Source organism: Vibrio sp. Vb2880 (assembly GCF_033337975.1).
Taxonomy (GTDB): domain Bacteria; phylum Pseudomonadota; class Gammaproteobacteria; order Enterobacterales; family Vibrionaceae; genus Vibrio; species Vibrio alginolyticus.
The window spans coordinates 287,193-303,578 of the sequence record NZ_JAWORT010000003.1; the positions used below are offsets into that span (position 1 = coordinate 287,193).

The 16,386-nt window shown below is 43.5% G+C and carries 17 protein-coding genes; 10 read left to right on the forward strand and 7 right to left on the reverse strand.

The genetic code is table 11. The features are described 5' to 3' along the window. Positions 1-88 precede the first annotated feature (88 nt). Positions 89-1,108 (forward strand): TerC/Alx family metal homeostasis membrane protein, encoded by a 1,020-nt coding sequence (locus R7M92_RS05200; protein WP_062730983.1) that lies wholly within the window; start codon positions 89-91, stop codon positions 1,106-1,108. Between the two features lie 279 nt (positions 1,109-1,387). After that, the gene (locus R7M92_RS05205) at positions 1,388-1,579 is read left to right on the forward strand and encodes a hypothetical protein (RefSeq protein WP_005376351.1); all 192 of its coding nucleotides are present in this window, start codon (positions 1,388-1,390) and stop codon (positions 1,577-1,579) included. Positions 1,580-1,764: 185 nt separating this feature from the next. Here R7M92_RS05205 and R7M92_RS05210 read toward each other — a convergent pair whose 3' ends face one another. The 4 genes from R7M92_RS05210 to R7M92_RS05225 form a co-directional block, all read right to left on the reverse strand. Beyond that, complete coding sequence (locus tag R7M92_RS05210; protein WP_005376350.1) at positions 1,765-2,322, reverse strand: PhnA domain-containing protein; 558 nt, start codon at positions 2,320-2,322, stop codon at positions 1,765-1,767. A gap of 289 nt (positions 2,323-2,611) precedes the next feature. Then, positions 2,612-2,821 (reverse strand): YgdI/YgdR family lipoprotein, encoded by a 210-nt coding sequence (locus R7M92_RS05215; RefSeq protein WP_005376349.1) that lies wholly within the window; start codon positions 2,819-2,821, stop codon positions 2,612-2,614. Between the two features lie 136 nt (positions 2,822-2,957). Beyond that, the gene (locus tag R7M92_RS05220; protein WP_318132878.1) at positions 2,958-5,366 is read right to left on the reverse strand and encodes a VolA/Pla-1 family phospholipase; all 2,409 of its coding nucleotides are present in this window, start codon (positions 5,364-5,366) and stop codon (positions 2,958-2,960) included. A gap of 20 nt (positions 5,367-5,386) precedes the next feature. Continuing rightward, positions 5,387-6,631, reverse strand: a complete 1,245-nt coding sequence (locus tag R7M92_RS05225; RefSeq protein WP_161442135.1) for an outer membrane protein transport protein — start codon at positions 6,629-6,631, stop codon at positions 5,387-5,389. 422 nt (positions 6,632-7,053) lie between these two features. Between R7M92_RS05225 and R7M92_RS05230 the strand changes: the two genes are divergently transcribed. Then, entirely contained in the window at positions 7,054-8,082 is a 1,029-nt protein-coding gene (locus tag R7M92_RS05230) for a site-2 protease family protein (protein WP_261802742.1), read from the forward strand. 75 nt (positions 8,083-8,157) lie between these two features. Here R7M92_RS05230 and R7M92_RS05235 read toward each other — a convergent pair whose 3' ends face one another. After that, positions 8,158-8,946, reverse strand: coding sequence for a M48 family metallopeptidase (locus R7M92_RS05235; RefSeq protein WP_017634168.1), 789 nt, complete (start codon positions 8,944-8,946; stop codon positions 8,158-8,160). A gap of 201 nt (positions 8,947-9,147) precedes the next feature. Here R7M92_RS05235 and R7M92_RS05240 point away from each other — a divergent pair, with 201 nt between their 5' ends. The 5 genes from R7M92_RS05240 (at position 9,148) to cutA (ending at position 12,193) form a co-directional block, all read left to right on the forward strand. Then, positions 9,148-9,582 (forward strand): hotdog fold thioesterase, encoded by a 435-nt coding sequence (locus R7M92_RS05240; RefSeq protein ID WP_005376340.1) that lies wholly within the window; start codon positions 9,148-9,150, stop codon positions 9,580-9,582. A gap of 6 nt (positions 9,583-9,588) precedes the next feature. After that, positions 9,589-9,822 carry a DUF3389 domain-containing protein gene (locus R7M92_RS05245; RefSeq protein WP_005386281.1) on the forward strand — a complete coding sequence of 78 codons (234 nt, stop codon included), beginning with the start codon at positions 9,589-9,591 and terminating at the stop codon, positions 9,820-9,822. Between the two features lie 79 nt (positions 9,823-9,901). Next, entirely contained in the window at positions 9,902-11,611 is a 1,710-nt protein-coding gene (locus R7M92_RS05250; RefSeq protein ID WP_318132879.1) for an SgrR family transcriptional regulator, read from the forward strand. Then, positions 11,595-11,846 (forward strand): hypothetical protein, encoded by a 252-nt coding sequence (locus R7M92_RS05255; protein ID WP_005376334.1) that lies wholly within the window; start codon positions 11,595-11,597, stop codon positions 11,844-11,846. Before R7M92_RS05250 ends, R7M92_RS05255 begins: the two co-directional genes overlap by 17 nt. Before the next feature lie 14 nt (positions 11,847-11,860). After that, entirely contained in the window at positions 11,861-12,193 is a 333-nt protein-coding gene (cutA, locus tag R7M92_RS05260) for a divalent-cation tolerance protein CutA (RefSeq protein WP_017634166.1), read from the forward strand. Here the strand turns inward: cutA and R7M92_RS05265 are convergent. Then, positions 12,155-12,751 carry a DUF2238 domain-containing protein gene (locus R7M92_RS05265; RefSeq protein ID WP_005376330.1) on the reverse strand — a complete coding sequence of 199 codons (597 nt, stop codon included), beginning with the start codon at positions 12,749-12,751 and terminating at the stop codon, positions 12,155-12,157. The genes cutA and R7M92_RS05265 overlap by 39 nt on opposite strands. Before the next feature lie 242 nt (positions 12,752-12,993). Between R7M92_RS05265 and R7M92_RS05270 the strand changes: the two genes are divergently transcribed. Continuing rightward, positions 12,994-13,833, forward strand: coding sequence for an isopenicillin N synthase family dioxygenase (locus R7M92_RS05270; protein ID WP_318132881.1), 840 nt, complete (start codon positions 12,994-12,996; stop codon positions 13,831-13,833). Positions 13,834-13,961: 128 nt separating this feature from the next. Next, the gene (locus R7M92_RS05275) at positions 13,962-14,582 is read left to right on the forward strand and encodes a DNA-J related domain-containing protein (protein WP_005376328.1); all 621 of its coding nucleotides are present in this window, start codon (positions 13,962-13,964) and stop codon (positions 14,580-14,582) included. A gap of 79 nt (positions 14,583-14,661) precedes the next feature. Here the strand turns inward: R7M92_RS05275 and R7M92_RS05280 are convergent, their stop codons facing one another. After that, on the reverse strand, positions 14,662-16,317 hold the full coding sequence (locus R7M92_RS05280; RefSeq protein ID WP_318132882.1) for an ABC-ATPase domain-containing protein: 1,656 nt from the start codon (positions 16,315-16,317) through the stop codon (positions 14,662-14,664). Between the last annotated feature and the right edge of the window lie 69 nt (positions 16,318-16,386).

Genomic DNA, 16,386 nt, shown 5'->3' on the forward strand with positions numbered 1-16,386 from the left:
ACTAGCAGCACATAATCGTTATGTGGCTGTTGGTTGTTATTGTCTGCGGAAGGTCACCAAACGAAGTCCTTCCGCCATGGGAGGAAATATGTCTCTTATCGAAAATACCACCCAATTGAGCCAATCGGTGCCTCTTCAAGAATCATTAGCGATGTATGGTGCTTTTGGTTTATTTACCCTTGTTCTTGTTACGCTTGATATCTATCAAACACGTGGTGGCGTTATCACGATGAAAAAAGCCATCGTTTGGAGTGTTTTTTGGTTCTTGCTTGCCTTTGTTTTTGCAGGTTCTATTTATTTATTCTGGGACTTTTACGCGCCACATAGCGCTTATACGAACGACAAAGCAACGATTTCATTCTTAACTGGTTACTTACTAGAGAAGTCGCTAAGCGTGGATAACTTGTTTGTGTTTGCCATCATCTTTGCACAATACAGTGTGCCGGAGCACTTGCGTCCGAGAGCATTGCTTTGGGGGGTGATAGGTGCGCTAGTTTTACGCGCTGTCATGATTGCGGTTGGTGCTCAGTTACTTTCACAGTATCACTGGGTATTGTACTTATTTGCTGCTTTTCTTATTTGGACGGGTGTTAAGCTAGCTCGCGACAAAGGCGAAGCAGAAGAGGTTAATCCATATCCGGAGCAGTTGATTCGAAAGGTATTGCCAGTTACAGATGACTACCAAGGAAATCGCTTAATCTTAAAGCAAGCTGGTAAGTGGGTGGCAACACCGATGCTGATCGTTGTTGGTGTCATTGCAGTAATGGACGTTATGTTTGCGTTGGATTCTATACCAGCTATATTCGCGGTAACACGAGAGCCATTTTTAGTCTTAGCCGCGAACGTATTTGCATTACTGGGTTTGCGATCGCTGTACTTTGTTCTTCAAGCAATGTTAGACAAGTTTGTATACTTAAAACCAGCATTATCAGTAATCATGATGTTTATCGGGGTAAAAATGCTATTGGTTGGAACAGAATATGAGATTCCGACAGCATGGTCTCTCACATTTTTAGTTGTTGTGATGACATCGGCAGTGGTTGCATCACTCCTAAAAAATAAAGCGAAGCGTCAAACTAGCGTTAATATTACTAATCAAAAAATATAAAGTAAGCACTAAAATCAAAAGAAATAACGAAAAATATTGTTAAATATATGTTGTTGCTTAAGGGGCGATTATGCAGGTAATGTTCAGTTATTCAATGTAATTACAGCAATTGTGATTATTTATGCCGTTATTATTCATTTGTATTTTTGAGTTTTGTAATGAGTTTGTTTTATTAGAAATTCTAATTTGAATGGGTAAAATTTGTCATTTCTTAAACAATAAGAAACTGACTAATATACAACCAACTAAACAGACTACTGCTTTTAAAGAGAGGCAATCATGGCACAAGCAATGCAAATGACAAATGTAGCTTTACCAACCTCTATGGATAAGAAAACCTACGCGGTTAACTTCAAAGGACTGATTGCTCACTTACTGGACATTCTATTTGTAGATAACACTGCGCCACGCAGTTACTACGCAGAAGACTTGTCAGCACATATTCAAAAAGACATCGGTATGTACCGTTAATATTGAAATAGTGTAAGAAATACCGGCCTATGAGCCGGTATTTTTTTATTTGTAAAACATGCCTACTCAACCTACGCCCTAGAAAAGAAACACTCTAGAGGAGGTAGACATGATAGTAGATTAAGTGTTGTATAGAAAAACGGGGCACCATTGGTGCCCCGTTTTGACATGACTGAAGTGCGATATTACTTCTTGCGGCAGTATTCTGCGATCACGTACATCGACTGACCACCATTTGCCTTACCCGAAACTAGCTTTGGATCATCGCCAAGGCTAATACCACGAATCACTGTACCTTGTTTGATTACTTGGTTAGTGCCTTTTACTGGTAGGTCTTTAATTACTGTTACATCGTCACCTTTCTTAAGTTCAGTGCCGTTACAGTCAACCGTTTTATCGTCAGCAGACATCCCTTTCATTGCCCAGTTCATTTGCTCTTCTTCCATGTACATCATGTCAAGAGCATCTTGAGCCCAGCTTTCTGTGTTTAGGCGAGTGAGTTGGCGCCATGCAGTCACTTGTACAGCAGGAACCTGGCTCCACATGCTTTCGTTTAGACAACGCCAGTGGTTAATGTCTTTTGGCTCATCGATCTCACCCAGACACTTATCACAAACCATGATGGCAGTATCAACCGTCACATTACCGTGAGGTGGGACAGCGTATGCAGTTAGTTGAGATTCAGAAGAACACAGTTCACATTTTGACTCGCAGCGCGCAAGCAGAGTAGCTTCAATAGACATAAGGACTCACCTTAGTAATGTTATTTTGTGGCGGTATTATCCACTTTATCCTGAGAAATAAAAGGGTGTTAGCGAATTAAAGACTAGATTTTACAATACTCCAACCTGATTAAGGTGAAGATGTAAAATATTCGCTAAATAAATAATACGGAAGTATAAAAGACACTATTAATTGTTTTGGCTTATGAATTAGTTGTGTCAATCTCTACAACGATTACAAGCCTAAAAGAGGTAAATGTAGAGAGAGGGTGGCTAGAACATAGCCCTCTAATTTACAGAGGGCCTGTCGTTAACGTTCGACAATCTGGACAATTTGCTCTTTTGAAATACTCATTTCTTTACCATCCATGTCTTCATACTCGTACATACCCGTTTCCTCGTTCAGGTCTGGTTTACCGTAAGAGGTAATAATTTTCCCTTCATTTGTCGACATCAGATATTGGCTACTTCCGCATGCAGCAAGAAGTAATACAGTGGCAATAACAGTCAATACGCGCATAGAGTTTTCCTTTTAAACAAGTGAGTTAGGCAAAGACATCGTTTTAACTATAGCAGAGGAAATATGAGTGGGTTTGAATACAATTGAAATGAAAAAGCCCAGTAGAAACTGGGCTTTGGTAGGAAGGGCGTTACGATTACTTCAAAACAGAAGTGTTAGTGACACCTGTTAGTGTTTCATCCATCAAGAAGTCAGTGTTTTCCATCTGCATCTCTACATGATGATCAATATCAGACAGAGTGCCATTTGGCGAAGCAAAAGTACTGTGCGATGCAGTAGCATTAAACTGTACAAAGCTCGCAGTTGCATTCACAGTAGTGTCCGTACTGTTCACAGTCTTCAACCCTAGCTTATTAGCGAGCGGTTCAGTACCCGCGAATGGTGCATTTGGAACGCTGTTTGGTACTGTGCTATCGCCATCCACTTCTGTCATAAAGAATGGTGTCGTTAGCGAACCAGATGCCACTAAATCTGAAGCGTTTGTGAACGGATCGACAGTGTCTAGTGTAGTCTGTGCTGCATAGATAAATTGTGAAAAACCTGCTTCTAGCGCTGCTACTTGAGCTTCCGTTGCCGCAGCCTCAAATGCTTCGTAACATGTTTTATCTTCTAGATCCGCACATGATGCATCAGCGTAACTCGCATAGTCTTTAGATGCTGCATAAGCGAGGTTATGTTTGATCTGAGGGCCGTAATTGTCTGAACCCAGTAACAAATTACCAATTTGTCCACCAGAGTTCTGTACTGATGCAGAACTAAAGGTGTACAGTGCATCCGCAGTAGGGCTGCCCAATGTATTGTTTGCTGCTGCGACGGCAGATGTAGCGACAATACCGCCAAGTGAATGACCTAGCATTTTGACTTTTGAACCCGTCATTGGGTTGAAGCCTTGCAGAGGACCTCCAGCTAAAAGACCGCCTTGAGCAGATACTACCAAGCTAGCGCGCAAACCTAACACATCCAGAACACTTTGACGTAGGTTGTCACGCGCAACGGCTAAGTTGGAAAGATTTAGATAAGCCAGTACATTCGCATTTGCGGAACGTTGTTCATCTAAGCTGCGCGTACCATGAATAGGTAAGTCAATAGCGATAACTGCCACACCAGCTTTTACCATATTGAACGCGAACGCGTACGCATTCTCTTTCGCTGAGGTGATGCCGTGTTGATAAATCACAACGTCTGTCGCGACGCCAGATTTAGGTGTGAAGACCAGTACTTCGATATCTTCGACCGATTTCACTAAGGGAACAGGCGAGTAGCGAGTAATAATACGCTCACTATCAAGCTGGGTACCATCGGTAAGAGTAAGCTTAGCTCCAACAAGTTTTAGCTGCTCTGTAGGATCTGTAGCAAGCTTTGTCACATCAACAGGATCATTTGCAAAAACGCCTGTTGATAGCTGCTGAACCATGTTTGCTTGCTCGTTCGGATCCGCGAATGCTGCGCTTAGCTTCGCTAGGCTTGGCATCGCAGATACCATTGGTTGCATGTTCCAGCTTGCGCCTTTTTCCAGGTAATGAGGCAGTCTTACCACACCTTGTGTCACGCTCACATCGGCACCTGATTGCATGTAAAGGCCTTTAATTGCCGTTTTAGCTGCGTCTAGATCGCTAATGTATTTACTAAAGTCATCGTCAGAGTCTAGCGCAGTGCTAAAGTCTTGGGTTTCACCGAGCGTTATTGTGTAGGCCGTTGATAAGTCAACTGAACCTTCGTTTGAGTCATTTTTGTAAACGGTATTTAGTGTGTTTGCGCCGGTAGAAAAACCAGTAGCGGTTACTCCTTTGACTGCCGCTAACGTATCACCTACAGACTGGGTACTGAACCATGAGGAGTAAACGATGTCGTTAGGGTCAACTTGAGCTAAACCAAAAATGCCTTCAACCGCTTGTGTCACCGCTTGAACAGAAGCAAGAGCACCAGTTTCATAAACGATTTCTTTCGATTTACCTGTCGCGTAACTGGCTGATGTACCGATTGGCTCACCATTCACGTCAGTAACATCTTGTGTAACCGCAAAAATGTACTCGCTTGACTCATCAAGTGAAGCCAAGAACTGGATGTATAGAGAGTTACCTTTTGCTTGAACTACGTAGTCTTGGTTCTGAACGAGTACCTCTTCGATTGGGTTAGATTTACCGTCCCACTCGGTTAAGCGTTGGTTAATCTTGATGACTTTAACACCAGACGGCAACATGCCCGTTGCAAAACCATCGCCGTTGAAGTTAAGAACGATTGGCATAGACGTTGACCATCCATCCATCGTATTCATCGAGGCTCTAGGGTTGGTTAAAGCATCATTGCCATCAGTTGGCAGACCAAGCGTACCATCGCTTGTGTCCATTAATAAGTAAGATGGTGCCGGTACATCTGCGTTCGCTCCTTGAAGCGTAAAACTGATGGATGTTTCGCGATCAAGCAATGCTTGCACTTCATCTTCAAATTGAACTTTGTCGGAAGTACCAGAGCTGGAAGTATCATCACCACAACCAGCAAGAAGGATTGCAGAACAAAGCATTGATAATTTAAACGTGTGTTTCATTGGTTTACTCCGTAATCCCATTATTTGAAGGTGTAGTTCATCTGTACCGCGCTGATGTAAGCAGTACCTTCTGAGTCAAACTTAATCTCTTCACCCAGAGCATTTGTCTCAGTGAAAGAGCCTGATTTACTCTTAACAAGTGCAAAGCCTGCATCGAAAGTTAAATTCTCATTCATTGCGTAAGTTAGGCCCGCGCTGTACCAAAAACGGTCACTGTCAGGGATACTCAATGTCGCTTCACCTGCTTGTTCGTCGTACGCAAAACCTGCACGGAATGTCCAATCCGCATTGAGGGTGTAAGTTGCACCAATAGAATAACGGTTGTTGTCTTCGTATTTCTCTGGTTTGTAGAAACATTGACCAGCAGTTCCATCATTACATTGAGGACTCGTCGCTTTCAGTTCTTTAAATGTGCTCCAATCGGTCTGTTGCCAGCCGTAATGTACTGCCCATTGTTCATTCAGTTGATGGAAAGCCGATAATTCGATAATTGAAGGGAGAGAGATTTTTAAACGGCCATCCACTTTTGGTGATGGAGCTCGGCCTGAGTCGTAACTACTAAACTCACCGTCGTCAAAATCTAGATCAACTTTAGAACGGTAACCAAAGCCAAAACGGTTGTTTTCATTTAGCTCGTACAAAGCGCCAATATTCCAACCCCAAGCAAAAGTTTCGCCTTCCATGCCGACAAGGTTATCGGACTTATTACCACCTAAAATACGGGCGAGTGCGCCTTTGTGGCGAGTCAGCTCTGCTTCAGCGTAAACTAGGTTGATACCACCACCGACACTGAAAGACTCGTTGATACGGTAAGCGACATTAGGGTTGATGTTTACTGAAAGTAGGGAAGTGTCACCCGCCATATCACCTGCGGAAATATCATTTGGATAGTCAGTGGCAACACCGTATGTTGTGAACATACCGATACCCCAAGCCCAGTTATCATTGATAGGGCTGATGTAATAACCTGCTGGCACGATCTGTAAAGGGGCGACATCTTTCGCGTGTTCATTGTTTACAGTGTCGTACACATCGACTTCAGGGTCGATGATAGATAACGCGCCCGAAAATTGAGCTTCTTTGAAAAGTGTCATTGCTGCAGGGTTACGGGCAAGGACGCTGGCATTATCTGCGACAGCCCCTTCACCTGAAAATGCTCGACCAAGACCAGATGCCGAATGTTCAGCTACCTGGAAGCCCGCTGAGTGGGCATTACACGCAAACAATATTGAAATTGTAAGCAGAGAGCAGTGCTTCTTGTTCATCCTTGACCCTCCTAGGGTGTCATAATGCTGGACCGAAGTCCTTGTAATTGTTGTGTGGTACTTACACCAATTGTTAATACGCGAAATACAACGGTGATGTAAATGTAATGTTAATTGTATGTTTAATAACTTGTCAAAGTTTGAGCGTATTTTGCGTTTTAAATATGATGCATAGGTCAAACGATGGCTTGTAAGGGCATGTATTATCGTTATATTTTTGAAGAGAATGGTACGACCAGAATTGTTTTGCGAGCTTTATAGTTAAATAACGATCAAATCAAGAGATAGCTCGCTTTGCTGTTTCTTCACTTCACAGGCATAATTCGCGCTCGCTATGTAGTTATTCAATAGACGCAATAGGAACCGCATTGGAATTACTGAATGTTGAATTTTTAGGTCGTTCGCTAAGGCTCGAAGGATCGATGGCTGGGTGGCAGCAGTTATATTGGGATAATACGTTGGTGTCTCAAATCGATGCCAGTGACAATACCGCAGAGACTTGTCTACACCAGTTTAAGCTCTCTGCGGGTGAGGAAATCCTGAACTGTCATTTAGAGTGTTCTTTAACATGGCAACCGTTTGAATTGAGTTACAAGGTCACAATTAACGGTGAGCTCGTCAACGAAGGTTGTCGAAATGAAAAAGACATCGAGTGCCAAGTGCCAGAAGTTACGCCACCATCCGAAAAGCGTTTAAGTGTAATAGGCCTCGTATCTCTTGGGATGAAAGCACTTAAAAGTGCGAAAGTTATTAAAGTGGCGTTAGCGTCTGCAAGTCTCGCTGCATATTCTTGGCTATTTTCCATCGAGTTCGCGCTAGCGTTGATCGCTTGTTTGGTTTTTCATGAATATGGTCACATTAGAGCGATGAAGTATTTTGGAATGAAGACCAAAGGGATCTATTTGATTCCATTCCTAGGTGGTTTGGCGCTAAGTGACGAAAAGATAAACACGCGCTGGCAGGATGTGGTTATCTCAATCATGGGACCATTTTTCGGTTTAGTACTTAGTATTGTTTTTACTTTGCTTTATTGGATGACTGGTGAGGTGATCTTCGCTGGGCTTGCTGTGTTTAACGCCTTGCTAAACCTATTTAATCTGCTGCCTATTTTACCATTAGATGGTGGCCATGTGCTCAAAAGTATTACCTTCTCAATGAATACTTGGGTCGGGTTAGCTGGCAGTATTGCGACCGCTTTATTAGGCATTTTTATCAGTTACTATTTCGGTCTGACGTTGCTAGGGTTTTTATTGTTAATGGGAATGTTGGAAGTGGTGATGGAATGGAGAGCTCGACATCAAAGCCATTTATTGCCATTAACCCGTTATGGGCAACTATTTTCACTTGCTTGGTACTTGGTCTCTGTCGGAGGTTTTGTTTCTATCATCTGGTATTTTGCCACTCTCGGAGATAGTTTGTTAAGTTTGCCGCTACAGATATTGGGCACTTGATTAGAATCATTAAAAAGCTCCCTAGGGAGCTTTTTTATTTGGCAAGCTTAAGTAGTAGACGATAGTAGCAATGAATTAGCCACATCTTGGTGCTTTCGCGTTATACGCAGGCAGCTTATTTATGGTTGCTTGTAAATCTTTAATGCGCGTACTGTGCGATGGGTGGGTTGAGAAGAATTCAGGTGGTTGAGAACCACCTGATGCAGCACTCATATTTTTCCATAAATCGACACTTTGACGTGGGTCGAAACCTGCTTTTGCCATGAATTCCAGCCCGACAATATCAGCCTCGGATTCCTGAGTACGACCGTATGGCAAGATAACACCGTATTGAACACCGACACCAAGTGCCGCCATCGTCATTTGTTGATACTGTTTGTACTCGGAAGCGCCAATGGCAACGTTTGCTAGAGACAACCCGGCATTTGCTAACTGACTTTGTGAGAGACGTTCATTACTGTGGTCAGCGAGGACGTGAGCGACTTCGTGACCAATGACTGTTGCCAACTGATCTTGGTTTTTCGCGACATCTAAAAGCCCGGTATACACGCCGATCTTCCCACCTGGTAGAGCAAACGCATTGACTTGTTCACTATCAAAAACAACGACTTCCCAGTCTTTAAATCCAGATTGAGCGGGAATGGTGTCAGTGATGTGTTTGGCAACGCATTGAACGTAGGCATTCGTTTTGCGATCTTTGCTGATTGGGATATCTTTCTTCATTTGTTCGAAAGATTTAGCGCCAAGCGATGACATTTCCTGATCTGAAAACATCAGGATCTGGTTGCGACCCGTCGGTGATGCGCTACACGCCGTTAAACCCGCGATAGTTAAAAGAGCAGAGGCTTTCATCCATACCTTCATAACAGGCTCCATTTAATTTTTTGTTTTGAAGCAATAGTATATACCCAAATAGTAACATGATGCATGGATCAAGTTATTCATCTGATTAATAAAGAAGGTGAGATGTTACGTCTTGAAGTTATGCCCAAGTAGCGTCTATGCTAGCTTCCTAGCACATCGTTACAACCTAACAAACCAGTTTGTGAAACTAAGAGTAAAACAATGAGTATATGGAAAAAGCCCGTAAGCATAGAGATTCTGAATGCCACGTCAAAAAATACCCTGATCGAGCACCTACAAATTAAATATACAGATTTCACTGACGACTCCCTTACAGCAACCATGCCCGTATGCAGCTTTACTCATCAACCTTTAGGAATGCTTCACGGTGGTGCATCAGTCGTGCTCGCAGAAACATTAGGCTCATTGGCTGCAAACTTCTCTGTCGATGAGGGCAGCTACTGCGTCGGTTTAGATATTAACGCGAACCATGTGCGAGCCATGCGAAGTGGTCATGTGATTGGTACGGCAAAACCGCTTCATCTGGGTATTTCAACGCAAGTGTGGCAAATCGATATCACTGATGAGCGAGGCCGTTTAGTGTGTACCAGTCGCTTGACCATCGCTGTGAAACAACACAAAACAAAGTCGGTATAAACTAAGATGGTGATTGAGTTTTCATTAGGAAAAATCATTGCAACCCAGCGTGAAATAGTGATTAAGCTCTCCGGCAGTGCAATGGTAACCTTGCAAGCGCAAACCGATGCAATTCAGTTGCTGGGTAGAGGAGCGAACGTTGTTTTATCTCATGGAGCAGAGTGCAAATGGTCTATCAAGCTGGACAACGAGGTACAACTGGCTGAACTTTCGCGAGAAATTGGTATCGATATTCAATAATTTATAGTGTGATGTTTGCACTTTTTGGAAAAAATGAGGAAACTTAGCTTATCGATAACAAGATAAGAATTTCCTCTTTATGAGTAGCCCTCGTTTACGTGTTCAGTTCGAAACACTGTTTGAAAAATTTTCCGGTCACGATACGGACGTTCAGCTCGAAGACATCACCGAAGCGTTGTTTTGTACACGTCGTAATGCTCGTATTGTTCTAAATAAACTTGAAGAAGAGGGCTGGATTGAGTGGCATCCGGCAGCGGGTCGAGGAAAACTTTCGAAACTCGTTTTTAAACGTAATCGAAGCGACGTCAGCGAAAACCTCGCCAGGCGTTATCTCGATGAAGGGAAAATCGGTCAGGCTCTAGATGCGCTTGATAACGATGCGACACGATTGACGCAGGTTATCCAAGGTTATTTAGGGCTTCAGCATCGACAGGGCGAGCAGGTCGTGCGTTTGCCTTATTATCGACCATTGTCGATGTTAAACCCGCAGAAACCGATGCGGCGTTCTGAACAGCACATCGCCAGACAAATTTTTAGCGGACTCACTCGCCTTGATGAAAATGAACAACTTCAACCAGATTTAGCCCACACGTGGGAAGCAATTTCTGATACACATTGGCGTTTTTATCTTCGTCGTGGAGTACGCTTTCATAATGGTGAACCGTTAACAACCAGTTGTGTTCTTGAGAGTGTGCTTGCGTTAAATGGCTTGAACTTGTTTTCTCACATAAAGCGGGTGTCTTCACCACAAGAGTGGACCGTTGATATTGAGCTCGTCCGTCCTGATCGCTACCTTCCTCTGGCTCTGAGTGAGTCGCAAGCAAAAATTTTGCTACCGAGTGCTTTGCGTTCTGAAAGCTTCGATAGACAACCGATAGGGACAGGGCCGTTCCAAGTTAAAATGAATGATGATAAGCGTCTTATTTTGACTGCTTTTGATGGCTACTTTGGTTTTCGCCCTTTACTTGACCAGGTTGAGGTGTGGGTAATCGATGAAGCCTATTCCTCAATGGTTTATCCAAGCCTGTCAAAACCGAAGATGGATAAACAAGGTTCATCCGATGAAGTCGAGCTGGACCCTGGCTGTACATTCCTATTACTAAACAAAAACACCGGGATTGCAAAAGATCCACGTTGGGCAGAGTTCCTCTCGCAAACCCTCAACAGTCACCAGATTTACGCGCATGTCCCACAAGATAAAGTGATGGAACTGGGAGTATTGCAAGCGTTTGGCCTTAAGCCCGGTTGGATTGATCTTAGGCCAGCAGAAGCGGGCAGCGTACCACAGGCTAATAAGGTAATTTCCGTAGCGTATCAGAAAAAGCATCCGATGTTTCCAGTAGTTGCCAAGGCCATCAAGACACTCTTAAAACCGCACGGTATAGAGGTTGAGTTTATTCGTTATGATTCTCAACCGCCCGCACCGGAGGAAGTGGATATCTGGGTGAAAGCTATGGGCATTGCAACGAACCGAAATGACGCGTTGGCGGGCTGGCTCCTGGATTACAGTGATATTGAGAAGTTCAGTTCAGGTTACGATTTTAGTGAATGGGCTAAACTTGTCGATCAATGGCGTGCCGGCATGCACACAGACTTTCCTGCGCGTGAGCTAGGACGACAGTTAGTAAAAAGCTGTCAGGTGATTCCTATGTTTCACTGCTGGCTAGGCGTGAATAAAGACCACAGCGGTGCGTTACAAAATGCAAAGTGTAATGCCTTAGGTTGGTTTGATTTTAATAATGTATGGGTCAAACCGGATATAGAAAGTAACCATGGCGAAACCGAATAAAAAACAACCGACGAAAACCGTCGATATCTTTTGCTCTAAATGTAAAACTCAACTATTTAAGTACCGTAAAGGCGGGAAAGGAGCACTGGTTAAATGCTTCAAAGAGCGCATTGTTGACGATTTCACACAAACCCCATGTATTTGCCCCGCTTGCGGACAAGAGTTTGCAAGAGATACCCTAGTAAGAGGAACCCCCGCTTACAAAATGATTGGCGGCAAAGTGACGATGAAATAATAAAGGGCTAGAAAATGAGTATGAAACATGACTATTGCATGGTTTTAAGTACAACCAGTAATGAAAAAAATCGAGATCAGATCATTAAAGGTTTGCTAGATGCCCAATTAGCCGCGTGTATTCAAACAATGCCTATTGAAAGCCACTACGTTTGGAAAGGGGAGGTTTGTACTGACAACGAATGGTTGCTAGTCATCAAAACTCGTCGAGAACTTTATGAATTGGTGGAAGAGAAAATAGAAAACCTGCACGAATACGAGGTCGCTCAAATCGTACAGGTTCCAATTGTTGATGGGTTTAACCCTTATTTAGAATGGTTGAGAGAATCGACGTTGAGCCGACATTAAGAATAACGACAACACTGCACCAACGGTATCGCACAACATATCTTTCTGGGCGTCCCATATGTCACCTTGCGAGCCCAGAAAGGCAATTCCCTCATCGCCACCAGCCAACTCCGCATACCACCATTCGATAATCTCATAGCCAGCAGCAAGTGACATGATAGCAAACAAAGCAAACCAGCAAGAGAACGCTTTGTTGAACCGTTTTTTGTTTATCAAGTATTCAGCGATCGGATATGCGTAAAGGCCAATTGAAAAGTGCGCAACGCGATCAAAATTATTTCGCTCTGAACCAATCATGTCGTTAAACCAGTCAAACGGCACTTCGGAGAACGTATATTTCGCACCGATAGTGTGCAAACAGAGCCAGATGAACATTAAAAAGTAAGCCGTATTACTGAACTGATAGCGAATCGAAATCGCCCAAATAGCAACAAGAATACCAATCGCCGGGATAATCTCCGCAAACCAAACTGCGCGTGAGTTAGGTTCCAACGCAGAAAATAAAAACACGATGGCATAAAAAATCGTTAATCCTAAGAGTGTCGAGGTGCTTTTCATAGAGTTACTTGATCCTTCAATTTATCTTACAGTGGGACTCCATAGATTGTGTTAATGATTGCACTTAATTGAACGCTGTGCAATTGATATTTTAATGGGTTTTTTGATCACTGAAAATGTTGATTTATTGGCAAACTGCTCAACATTAAAACGTTTGCGCGTGCAGTTTTCATTAAAGTTTGATTTACAACATGCCCATCCATAGAATCCATGATTCAGTCTAATAAAAAAGAAGTAAAGCCATGAAACTGGAAACTGTCGATTATCTTGCTGACGATGCTGCTCAACAGTTCGTTACCTCTCTACGCGAAACGGGGTTCGGTGTGTTGAAAAACCACCCGATTCCACAAGAGCTTGTAGAGTCAATTTACAAAAGCTGGCATGAGTTTTTCTGTTCAGATCAAAAGAATGATTTTCACTTTAACGTAGACACCCAAGATGGCTATTTCCCACCTTCAGTGTCTGAAGTGGCGAAAGGGCACAAAGTGAAAGACATCAAAGAGTACTTTCATGTTTACCCTTGGGGGCAGATCCCAGAGCAGCTTAAAGCTGAAATCTTAGAGTACTACGAGCGTGCCAATGCATTTGCTCAAGAGCTATTAGGTTGGGTTGAAGCGTACGCACCTAAGGACGTTCAAGAGAAGTTCTCTATCGCGTTGTCAGAAATGATCAATAACAGCGACAAAACATTACTACGCGTGCTTCACTACCCACCGATGACAGGCGAAGAAGAGCCCGGCGCTATTCGCGCTGCTGCGCATGAAGACATTAACCTGCTAACGGTTTTGCCTGCTGCCAATGAGCCTGGACTGCAAGTAAAGAGTAAAGAGGGTGATTGGATCGATGTACCATGTGACTTCGGAAACTTAATCATCAACATTGGTGATATGCTTCAAGAAGCGTCAGGTGGTTATTTCCCTTCAACGACTCACCGTGTAATCAACCCTACGGGTGGCCGTCAAGAAAAGTCACGTATCTCATTACCGTTGTTCCTGCATCCAAAGCCGGAAGTGGTGTTATCTGAGCGCTACACTGCACATAGCTACCTTATGGAACGTTTACGTGAGCTAGGGGTTATTTAACCTTTACGTGATCTCCTTACAAAGGCTGATGGTGAATGACTATCGGCCTTTTTGCATTTATGCTACAAAGTGGAAACTATGTTTTTTGTGCCGTGAATGGGGCCCTAAACTCGTGTCAGAGAGGATGAATGGAAGGACAACGTACTGTCAATAGTATTGAGCCTCATGCAATAGAAAATCCGCTGCTTTGGCCAATGCTAGAAATTCTGAGAAAACAGCCCTCTAATTGGAAAGTGCACACCTTGGCAAGCTCGTTGGGTGAACAAGGTTATATTTCAAAGCTGGACGACTCTCCCGATAAGGATTTATTCAAAAGAAATTTCCTGATCATGAATGCATTATATCAACTGCAAGACACTCTGTATCCGGATAGCTGGCTTCAAGTCGAAGCCATGGATATTCAGCTCATGTCTTCGATGGAAGCTTTGAGGCATAAGATCGATATTCATGATCCTTTGCGTGAGTATTACTTAGATTGGCGCAATTACGAAGCGGACGAAGATGAAGTGCGTCGACTGTTGAATGAATTTTGGACAACTTATCAAAAATTCATCGGTGGTTCGTCAGTAGCCAGCGTAGATAAGACAAAGGCACTGTCACTCTTTGAACTTAACACTGACGCTACGCCTGCGGAAATTAGAAAACAATGGCGAAAACTCGCGCTTCGTTGGCATCCTGATCGAGAAAATGGCGATGCAGAAAGATTTAGAGTTCTTTGTGAAGCGTGGAATGTACTGAGAAACGAATGATTCGCTAAGAATAAAGATAAAGGAAGGCAGCTAACTATAGCTGCCTTTTGATTGAACTGTCTCTGTCAGCGTATCAAAACTAGCATGATGACTTAAACTGAGATTTTCGCATGCGGTTGAGGGCAGCCATAACGTCTAGTGTGCGTGGTTTGGCTAAGTCGCCTTGCTCAGGAAGAGCGGCATGCCACTCACCAGACAGCATTTCTTCAATCTCCTTCGCCGGATGATTACACCAACCTGGAAGTTGAGCAATTTGGAACCATAACCAGCCAATTGTGTTGACTTCATCGGCTGACTCTATCTGTTCCAAAGCGCTAAGATCAGTAAACTCTTTACCAAATCGAAGTGACTCTTTGCCTTTCGCATTCACACGGAACTTGCCGTCAGTCAGAATATTCATCAACGCAACGCGGTTCAGTGCTCGAGGTGGGAAGGTCTGTAAACGTTCTTCTGACTCGTTATGGCGTTGAGTAGGGTGCTGAGCGATAACTTCTTTCGCTTTTTCAGTCACATCAACGGCTTGGTAGTCGTGCATTTGAATGACGGTATCGGCAACGTCTAAGTAGTCGCCCGACCCACCCATAACGATAATGGTAGAGATATCAAGATCATCTCGTAATTGACCAATGCGGTCGACGAGAGGAGTAATTGGCTCATCACCTTTTGCCACCAATGCCTGCATACGCTCATCTCTAATCATGAAGTTGGTAGCAGAAGTATCTTCATCAATCAATAATGTGCTTGAACCCGCTTCAATAGACTCTTGAAGCCAAGCGGCTTGCGACGTTGAGCCTGATGCGTCTTGAGTAGAAAAGTCCGCCGTATCTTTACCCATTGGTAAATGGTTGATGTAGTTCGACAGGTTCAAGTGGTGTACGCATCGGCCATCTTCGGCACGAATCTTCATAGCCTTGTTATCGGCAACAATGTATTCGCGACCATCTCCTGGAATATGATCGTAAATTGAACGCTCTATTGCATTTAATAAGGTAGATTTACCGTGGAAGCCACCACCCACAATCAGTGTGATACCTTTTGGAATTCCTAATCCTGTGACATGGCCCTTGTTTGGCGCATGTAAAGTGACTTGTAGAGATTCAGGGGCTTTAAACTCAACGGCTTCTTTCATTGGAAGGTCGCAATTACCTGCAATTCGAGGAAGAATACTGCCGTTTGCGACAAACGCGACTAAGTTATTGGCCTCTAACTGTTCTCGTAGGGCATCTTGGTCTTCAACAACTTGGCAGTGCTTAATTAAAGCGGCTTTGTCGAGTTCACGCTCTAAAGTTGCTCGACGGATAAACTTAGGCAGGTGGAAAGTCAGTATGTTGTTGGCTTTTTTCCCCAATACTGAACGACCTTCAGCTGGTAAGTTAACTCGAAAACGCAGTTCAATACCTTCTTCAGTAAACAACACCGCGGTGCTATCCAGTACAGTTTGGCCTGTCAGTGAAATTGATACTGAGTTTTCTTGTTTAGCAAACTGTTCAAAACTACGCGCAATAAAATCACGTGCAGCTCTTTGAAATGCAGGAGACTCGTCTCTTAGCCACTCAAGACCAGTCAAAGACCATGCGCGAGTCGCACGAAAACGTGACGCCGATGCATAAGGGTCACCCTGTACATGATCGATAAACAAAGTGAAATCAGTGAAGTCGTATTGACCTTTGATTTGCTGATAAGCTCGGTAGTTCTGCTTTTCAATTTTCTTAAGCGTGGCAGTCAACTGATCCATGAAGATATTGGCCTTTTAATAGAAGCGGGCGGCGATTATAGAAACCACCGCCCTCATAGTAAAGAGAAT